Origin of the sequence: Duganella sacchari, from assembly GCF_900143065.1 — a bacterium.
GTDB lineage: Bacteria > Pseudomonadota > Gammaproteobacteria > Burkholderiales > Burkholderiaceae_D > Rugamonas > Rugamonas sacchari.
Genome location: NZ_FRCX01000031.1, coordinates 1 through 5,845 on the forward strand (window position 1 = coordinate 1; position 5,845 = coordinate 5,845).

9 protein-coding genes and 1 pseudogene are annotated in these 5,845 nt (G+C 51.6%); 4 read left to right on the top strand and 6 right to left on the bottom strand.

The window, feature by feature from the left end; genetic code table 11:
- The coding region (locus BUA36_RS29695; RefSeq protein WP_139260750.1) for an IS66 family transposase at positions 1-304 on the top strand (304 nt) is incomplete at its 5' end.
- On the opposite strand, the gene BUA36_RS30605 is transcribed toward BUA36_RS29695, so the two are convergent.
- The 5 genes from BUA36_RS30605 to BUA36_RS29715 form a co-directional block, all read right to left on the bottom strand.
- Positions 291-527, bottom strand: a complete 237-nt coding sequence (locus tag BUA36_RS30605) for a hypothetical protein (RefSeq protein ID WP_139260751.1) — start codon at positions 525-527, stop codon at positions 291-293. The genes BUA36_RS29695 and BUA36_RS30605 overlap by 14 nt on opposite strands.
- A gap of 69 nt (positions 528-596) precedes the next feature.
- On the bottom strand, positions 597-905 hold the full coding sequence (locus BUA36_RS29700) for a hypothetical protein (RefSeq protein ID WP_072791104.1): 309 nt from the start codon (positions 903-905) through the stop codon (positions 597-599).
- 342 nt (positions 906-1,247) lie between these two features.
- On the bottom strand, positions 1,248-1,583 hold the full coding sequence (locus BUA36_RS31685) for an immunity protein Imm33 domain-containing protein (protein WP_072791106.1): 336 nt from the start codon (positions 1,581-1,583) through the stop codon (positions 1,248-1,250).
- Positions 1,584-1,628: 45 nt separating this feature from the next.
- Positions 1,629-1,967, bottom strand: a complete 339-nt coding sequence (locus tag BUA36_RS29710) for a hypothetical protein (protein ID WP_072791109.1) — start codon at positions 1,965-1,967, stop codon at positions 1,629-1,631.
- 61 nt (positions 1,968-2,028) lie between these two features.
- Positions 2,029-2,292 (bottom strand): hypothetical protein, encoded by a 264-nt coding sequence (locus tag BUA36_RS29715; RefSeq protein WP_072791112.1) that lies wholly within the window; start codon positions 2,290-2,292, stop codon positions 2,029-2,031.
- A 700-nt stretch (positions 2,293-2,992) separates the two neighbouring features.
- On the opposite strand from BUA36_RS29715, the gene BUA36_RS31395 reads away from it, so the two are divergent.
- Both BUA36_RS31395 and BUA36_RS29725 read left to right on the top strand, forming a co-directional pair.
- The gene (locus BUA36_RS31395; RefSeq protein WP_072791115.1) at positions 2,993-3,586 is read left to right on the top strand and encodes a PAAR domain-containing protein; all 594 of its coding nucleotides are present in this window, start codon (positions 2,993-2,995) and stop codon (positions 3,584-3,586) included.
- Positions 3,586-4,242 carry a type VI secretion system amidase effector protein Tae4 gene (locus tag BUA36_RS29725; RefSeq protein ID WP_072791117.1) on the top strand — a complete coding sequence of 219 codons (657 nt, stop codon included), beginning with the start codon at positions 3,586-3,588 and terminating at the stop codon, positions 4,240-4,242. The genes BUA36_RS31395 and BUA36_RS29725 overlap by 1 nt, the downstream gene beginning before the upstream one ends.
- 425 nt (positions 4,243-4,667) lie before the next feature.
- Here BUA36_RS29725 and BUA36_RS30610 read toward each other — a convergent pair whose 3' ends face one another.
- Complete coding sequence (locus BUA36_RS30610; protein ID WP_139260752.1) at positions 4,668-5,159, bottom strand: hypothetical protein; 492 nt, start codon at positions 5,157-5,159, stop codon at positions 4,668-4,670.
- A gap of 520 nt (positions 5,160-5,679) precedes the next feature.
- On the opposite strand from BUA36_RS30610, the pseudogene BUA36_RS29730 reads away from it, so the two are divergent.
- A pseudogene (locus BUA36_RS29730) lies at positions 5,680-5,845 on the top strand (IS21 family transposase); the annotation flags it as partial.

Below are 5,845 nucleotides of genomic sequence, written 5' to 3' on the forward strand. Positions count from 1 at the left end.
TGAGCACGCGCTCAAGCGTTGGCCGGCACTGGTGCGCTACGCGGAATCGGGCGCGCTCCCGATTGATAACAATGCCGTGGAAAATGCGATCCGTCCCATCGCCATCGGCAAAAAGAACTGGTTGTTCGCAGGCTCCGAGCGCGCCGGCCGACGCGCTGCCGCCATCCAAACATTACTCGGCACCGCCAAGCTCAATGGCCTCGATCCGCTGCATTGGCTGGCCAACGTGTTGGAACGTCTCCCGACGTGCCCTAACAGCCAGATCGATTCGTTGCTGCCATTCCCGAACTCTACGCAGTTCTAAGACCGTTGAACAGGTGGCTGGGCTGGAAGCTTACATCGCTAAAGCAAATCAGCCCAAATTTTTCATTAGCTGTTTGAGCAAAAGCCTTCGAGCGCTGTCGCGCCACTCTGTCACCAGCATCATGACAACCAAGCTCAAAAGGGTCGTTAAGGTCGCAGAATCTTGATACCTTCATGCGCTGCTCAAAAAAAATATGCTTTAACGCAATTTCAATTGAAGTCATGTAGTAAACGCGCATATATCGCAATTTCTATGGGCTTATCAATCAAAGGCCGTTGCCAGCCGAATTTGGTCAGCTAACGGACAACTGTATTTCTTGTTGAATTTGACTCGGGACGTTCGTCCACGTAGTCTTGCTGTCCAAGAGCAGCCGCACATCCATTTCGTCTTCGATTACTTGGCGGACGTGAGCAAACCAGTGGACCAAGCGTTTGTCGTTCTTCGTATCAAATTTAAACGCTCCGAAATCATTGTCCCAGTAAACCCCGGCCGCAGCACGATACACATGTTGATAAGACGGTTTTCCGCCGCCGTCCAGCCTCACGATGAGGAGCGAATCGGCAGTTGCAAACTCAATGTTCGATACCGTTTCTGAGTTCATTCAGCTATGGCTCCGTAGGTCCGTTCTTGGCCGTATGCCGTCTCGGTAATTTCATCCATGATAATCAATATCGCCGCAGGTAGGGTCAATATCCTTAACATGGTCAACTGGCGGCGATTGGAAGAGTGGGACGTTCTCACGCGCTAGGTACCAGGTTAGGTAAGCGCCGAATATTGGCACAAACAAAATAAGAGCTGCTTGTGCCCACCGTTGCGTGGGCTCGTAGAATGGCGAGGCCAATACCTTTCGCACGGCGATTGCGTCAAGGGCAAGCGTCACCACAGCGAGCGCAAGGAGAATCCATCCGGTTGAAGTAAGTGTGCTCATGGCCGTTTTGAGTCGTCATCCGTGTTTCAGCAATTCGCCGTCAAACCATACATCCTCATAGCTTGGTGCGAGCAATACACGCCATCCAGGAGGCAATGCCAAGTACGGGAGAATGCTCGGGCAATACTCTCCCAAGTGGGCTACATGAAGCGGTTGGTAAAAGTCTGCATCGTCTGAATACTCGCCACCGTAAATATACCAGCCACATGTACCATTTTCAGGGGGTAGGCGAACCGCATGCAGCGGCACTTTGCCAAGCGAGTTAAGCGCAATTCCTACTTTCTGGTCAAGCTCCGGTGGCAAGCACTCTACGTCGAAGCGCTGGCAAATATCATGGTGTCCAGTTGGCATGTCTACCTAAGTCAGTTGTGTGATGCCTATGTCTGCTGCTGGCCGCTAGCTGAATCGAGTCACGAGCTTCGCACAAACCAACTCGGCGTGACTTTTTGCCCAAGCCTCAGCTGCTTCTATTTCGGGTTGCAGCTCATCTAACGCCAACGCGTCCCAGTGCTGACGCACCGCACCCACAGGCAAGCCATCTGTCTCTGAAGCGATACCAACGAACACCATGAAATCCGGGTCCCCATCCATTCCAGAAATTTCATGCCGCAGCGAATCTAATTTTCTAGCACCGAGGATATAGCTGGTTTCACCGGCAAGCATAGCCTGCGCTGTTTGTACTACTTGGCTGCGCACGGATTCGACATACTGCTCACGGCTCATTTTTTCGTTCATTGATGCTTACTTTATCGTATAAGAACATGTCTGCTGCTGGCCGGATGCTGTCTCGTAAATTCTAACCCGCATGCATAGATACAAAAAACGTGACCGTTGCTGCAAAAAGGCCGATGCCAATGCCCGTCGAAAATGCATGCGCTACCGAGCCTCTGGACCAAGGCAAATAGAGCCATACTCCACCGCCAACAAAGGCAAAAGTAATTAACAAAATCCCGAATAGCAATCGAGTTTGGAGCACATGCGTGAGGGCGTAGAACGATAGTACAGCGGAGCTGAGGAGCATCGAAAAAACATACGCCGATTTTTTAAAATTTTTCGTCATATCATCTCAATTTCAGTGTCCGGTATTGGCCGAACGCAGCCAAGCGGGACTTAAATTTTTTGGTCTTACCTCAACCGAAATCGCTTTAGTGCATTGACCACGGCAGCAATAGCAGTACCCCAGCATAGGCTGGTTACAAGTGCAGGAATCAAAAAGCCACCATCACCTTCCCAAGTAAAGTAACGCCCTGGCATAGTTAAAGTGTTCGCTAGCGGAAGCGCAGTTTCTGAGACGACATGGTCTAGCCAAGTCCATGTTTCTTTGTCCTTGAAACCTAACCCCAACGCAGCATAACTAAGTGGCCCCAGCCATACCGCCGCAGTCGCAATCGCGTGCAGAAAGGCATACTTTGAGACTGTCTTTAAGCCATCCAATAGTCTTTTCGTATCCACGTCGCTCTCTAATTATTGACAGGCAGCTCTTGGCCGAATTCGGTCTAAGGCAAGAGGATACCACCTTGCCGATATGAAAATATCACATATTTCCACACTCGGCGACGGAGGTTGGCCGTGCCTAGCAATAAGTAGAGCGCGGCTGCATGGTCACTGCCTACGCACCTCCCTTGATGCGAATATGTAAAACAACACAACACCTTGCAGGCCGCAAACTGAAGTCGCCAAGGGTTACGAGTCAGCCGTGCAATGCCAAAACAGCAATGCGCTATACAATGTAAGCATATTCAACATCGTGTGAGCCACGCATGCCGGAAATAATTCGGAAGGGAGATTCAACAAGTCATGGCGGAACCGTCTTAGAGGGGTCGCCGAGTGACATTTGTATGGGTCAACCAATCTCATTCGTCGGGCATAAAGTTCACTGCCCAAAATGCCGAGGAGACTTCCCGATTTTAGAAGGTGTGATGACTTCCACGTTCTACGGTAAAGGTGTGGCCGTAGCGGGCATGAAAACATCTTGCGGCGCCACGCTGATAGCTTCCCAGTTTACGGACACGGTTGAATGGAGCAGTGGCACTTCTGGTGCCAGCGCTGCGAAGCAATCATCGGCGGCAATCGCTGCTGCGGCAACGCAGCTCGCGCCAGGTGCACTTCCGCTGCGCGCTGCTGACGACAAGCTCGCGGCGTCATACACCGCCGACAAGTTCGATGAACAGCCGCAGCTCCAAGACGACGCAATCAAAGGTGTCCCCTACCTAATTGAAACGACGGACGGACGGAAACTTTCTGGTCGCGCCGATTCTAACGGCATACTTCCTCGAATCGAAACGTATGACGCCGACGAATATACGGTGTACTGGGGCGATGAAGCTCTGGCTAAAATGGACGTGCCTGTCTGATGGGGAAAACGCTGAAGCAGCAGGCGACTGTCAAGACGAACACAGTCCCGGGGTCTGTCTGCAAGATAGATGCGCCGGCGGTCAAATTCGCGGATTTATGGAGCAACTACGTTACCGGCGATCCGTACAAGCCTGCGGCGGGTGATAAGGGCGATTACAGCAATCAATGCGCATTGCGTCTCAGCGCGACGTTTCACAAGATCGGCATCAAGATGCTTTCCTTCTCTCAAAAAAGCATCAAGCCGATGCCTGGGACGCAGGTGCTGGGGCGGGTGATCATGGATGGATCACCCGCCGCTGTGCGCGCCTACGAGTTGGGAAGTTGGCTCAAACTTCAACCGTTCTGCGGACTTCCGGAAAAGCCGGAAGACATCACTGGCAAGGACTGGGAATCAAAGGTCAAAGGGCGCACGGGCATCATCATGTTCCACGCCTATTGGACTCGCTCAGGGGAAGCTCCGGCGAGCGCCAGCGGCGGACACATCGATTTGTGGAATGGAAAGCGCCTCACTATCAGTGGTGTTGCAGATGGTTTCGCAACGATAGGACGTTATCTTGGGATTCAGTCAGTGAGGCAAGGCGCGACGATTTTATCAACTTGGTCGTATTCGGACCTTAGTAACGCCAAAACCATTCTGTTTTGGGAGGTCAAATGAAACGCTTCTTAATAGGCTTAGCAGGCCTTTTTTTTGGGTTGCTCTTGGCGGGGATCTATATCCTAGTTAGCTCACACTACAACTGGTCGCCAGTAGATAAGCTGCCAGCGAGTTGCCAAGTGGATGATTGCCATTTTTCGATCCGGCTACTACTTTTCTTTGATATCTTCGGCCCCGCATTGATATTTTTCATCTTGAATATATGGGCGTGGAAGCGCTGGACGCTACGAAAATGGATGCAATGGTTAGCAGGATTAACGGTGCTTACTTGTTGTTATTGGCTATTCGGTTATATCTCACAATGACCGTTTTTTAAGGTGACTATTCTCCATCACTGCCGCCGCCATTATAATAAGTCGCCGCTAAATTCTCAAACTCAGATTTCATGGATGGGCTTAACACATTGAATGGCCGGTTCTGGCCGATCACTGACAAAAATTTAAAAGTTCCGCTGGCGGTGGCAGGCTATGTCGGCCAAGCACCTCTAATATTTCGGCCTTGCAACCATCAACGGTACCAAAAACACCGCTTTCTGCTAAATTCAATTCGTCCTCCAAAGTGTTGAACAGACTATAGAGTTCTGTGTCTCTGATGTGACCGCTCATCGATAGCGCAATCTGTTTGGCTCCCGTTAATACTGAATGCGGATTGGCTTTTGAAAAAGACATGCAGCGTAACAGGATACCTAGTAGCCAACTGCCCGCAATCTCTAAATTCGCGTCACCAGGAACAGAATTTAGATCTGTAATCACTTGGGGGAGTGGCTTTCGCCATGACACTTCAATGACTTCCCCTGGAGGCTCATCCATCTCAGCTATCACCGACAAAGCCCATTCTCGCGCAGCATCGGCCGTGCAGATACCTGTTTCAAGCCCAAGGCGAAAGAATTGAGAATACGTCGCTAAAGATGCTGTCATGTGAACCTGTCTCGTGGCTGTCTGCTGCTGGCCGATCTCGACCAATGAGACAAGATAGCATCGTGCTCTTTTAGAAAACTCACATATTGTCACGACTAGACCTCGGCAATGCTGTTGTACAGCAACTGCTAGGGACCATAAAATTCGCTGCTGATTTCATTCACCACCATGTAGCGCCCACTCATCCATGATAAGGCGCCATTGGTCGGATACTCTGCCGAATGCTAAAGCCAAGGCTCTAAAGTAAGCGGATTGCTATCGCATACAAGACGGCGACACTTACAGGAGATAAAGATGCGAACCAAATTCTTTGCCGCATTATTGGGCTGCTGCACGCTCACCGTCGCCACCGCATCCGACCGGCCCCCGTTGGCCGGTCAAATTCCCCCACCTCTGGCCACCCCAAATTCCCCCACCCTCTGACCGTATAGCGGCGCTGTAGAAGCGCCAGCAGCGACCACCGGGAGCATCCCGTTGGCAGGACGTTATCTTTCTCCTTCGATCGTCGAGGGAGTTCGGAGTGAACGTCTTGAAACCGCATCTGCAAACCACCATCCTGACCCTGCTGGCAGCGGGCAAGAGCCAGCGCGAGATCGCCCGCATCACCAGCGTCGACCGCAAGACCATCCGCAGCCTTGCCCAGCGCACGATTAGGGGAGTTTCAAATTCCCCCGGGGTGGCCACCG

What these genes read in the sequence shown, in the direction of transcription:
- BUA36_RS29725 (WP_072791117.1), top strand. Translation starts at nt 3,586, where the DNA reads ATGGGGAAAACGCTGAAGCAGCAGGCGACTGTCAAGACGAACACAGTC.
- BUA36_RS29700 (WP_072791104.1), bottom strand. Translation starts at nt 905, where the DNA reads ATGAACTCAGAAACGGTATCGAACATTGAGTTTGCAACTGCCGATTCG.
- BUA36_RS31395 (WP_072791115.1), top strand. Translation starts at nt 2,993, where the DNA reads ATGCCGGAAATAATTCGGAAGGGAGATTCAACAAGTCATGGCGGAACC.
- BUA36_RS30605 (WP_139260751.1), bottom strand. Translation starts at nt 527, where the DNA reads ATGACTTCAATTGAAATTGCGTTAAAGCATATTTTTTTTGAGCAGCGC.
- BUA36_RS29710 (WP_072791109.1), bottom strand. Translation starts at nt 1,967, where the DNA reads ATGAACGAAAAAATGAGCCGTGAGCAGTATGTCGAATCCGTGCGCAGC.
- BUA36_RS30610 (WP_139260752.1), bottom strand. Translation starts at nt 5,159, where the DNA reads ATGACAGCATCTTTAGCGACGTATTCTCAATTCTTTCGCCTTGGGCTT.
- BUA36_RS31685 (WP_072791106.1), bottom strand. Translation starts at nt 1,583, where the DNA reads ATGCCAACTGGACACCATGATATTTGCCAGCGCTTCGACGTAGAGTGC.
- BUA36_RS29715 (WP_072791112.1), bottom strand. Translation starts at nt 2,292, where the DNA reads ATGACGAAAAATTTTAAAAAATCGGCGTATGTTTTTTCGATGCTCCTC.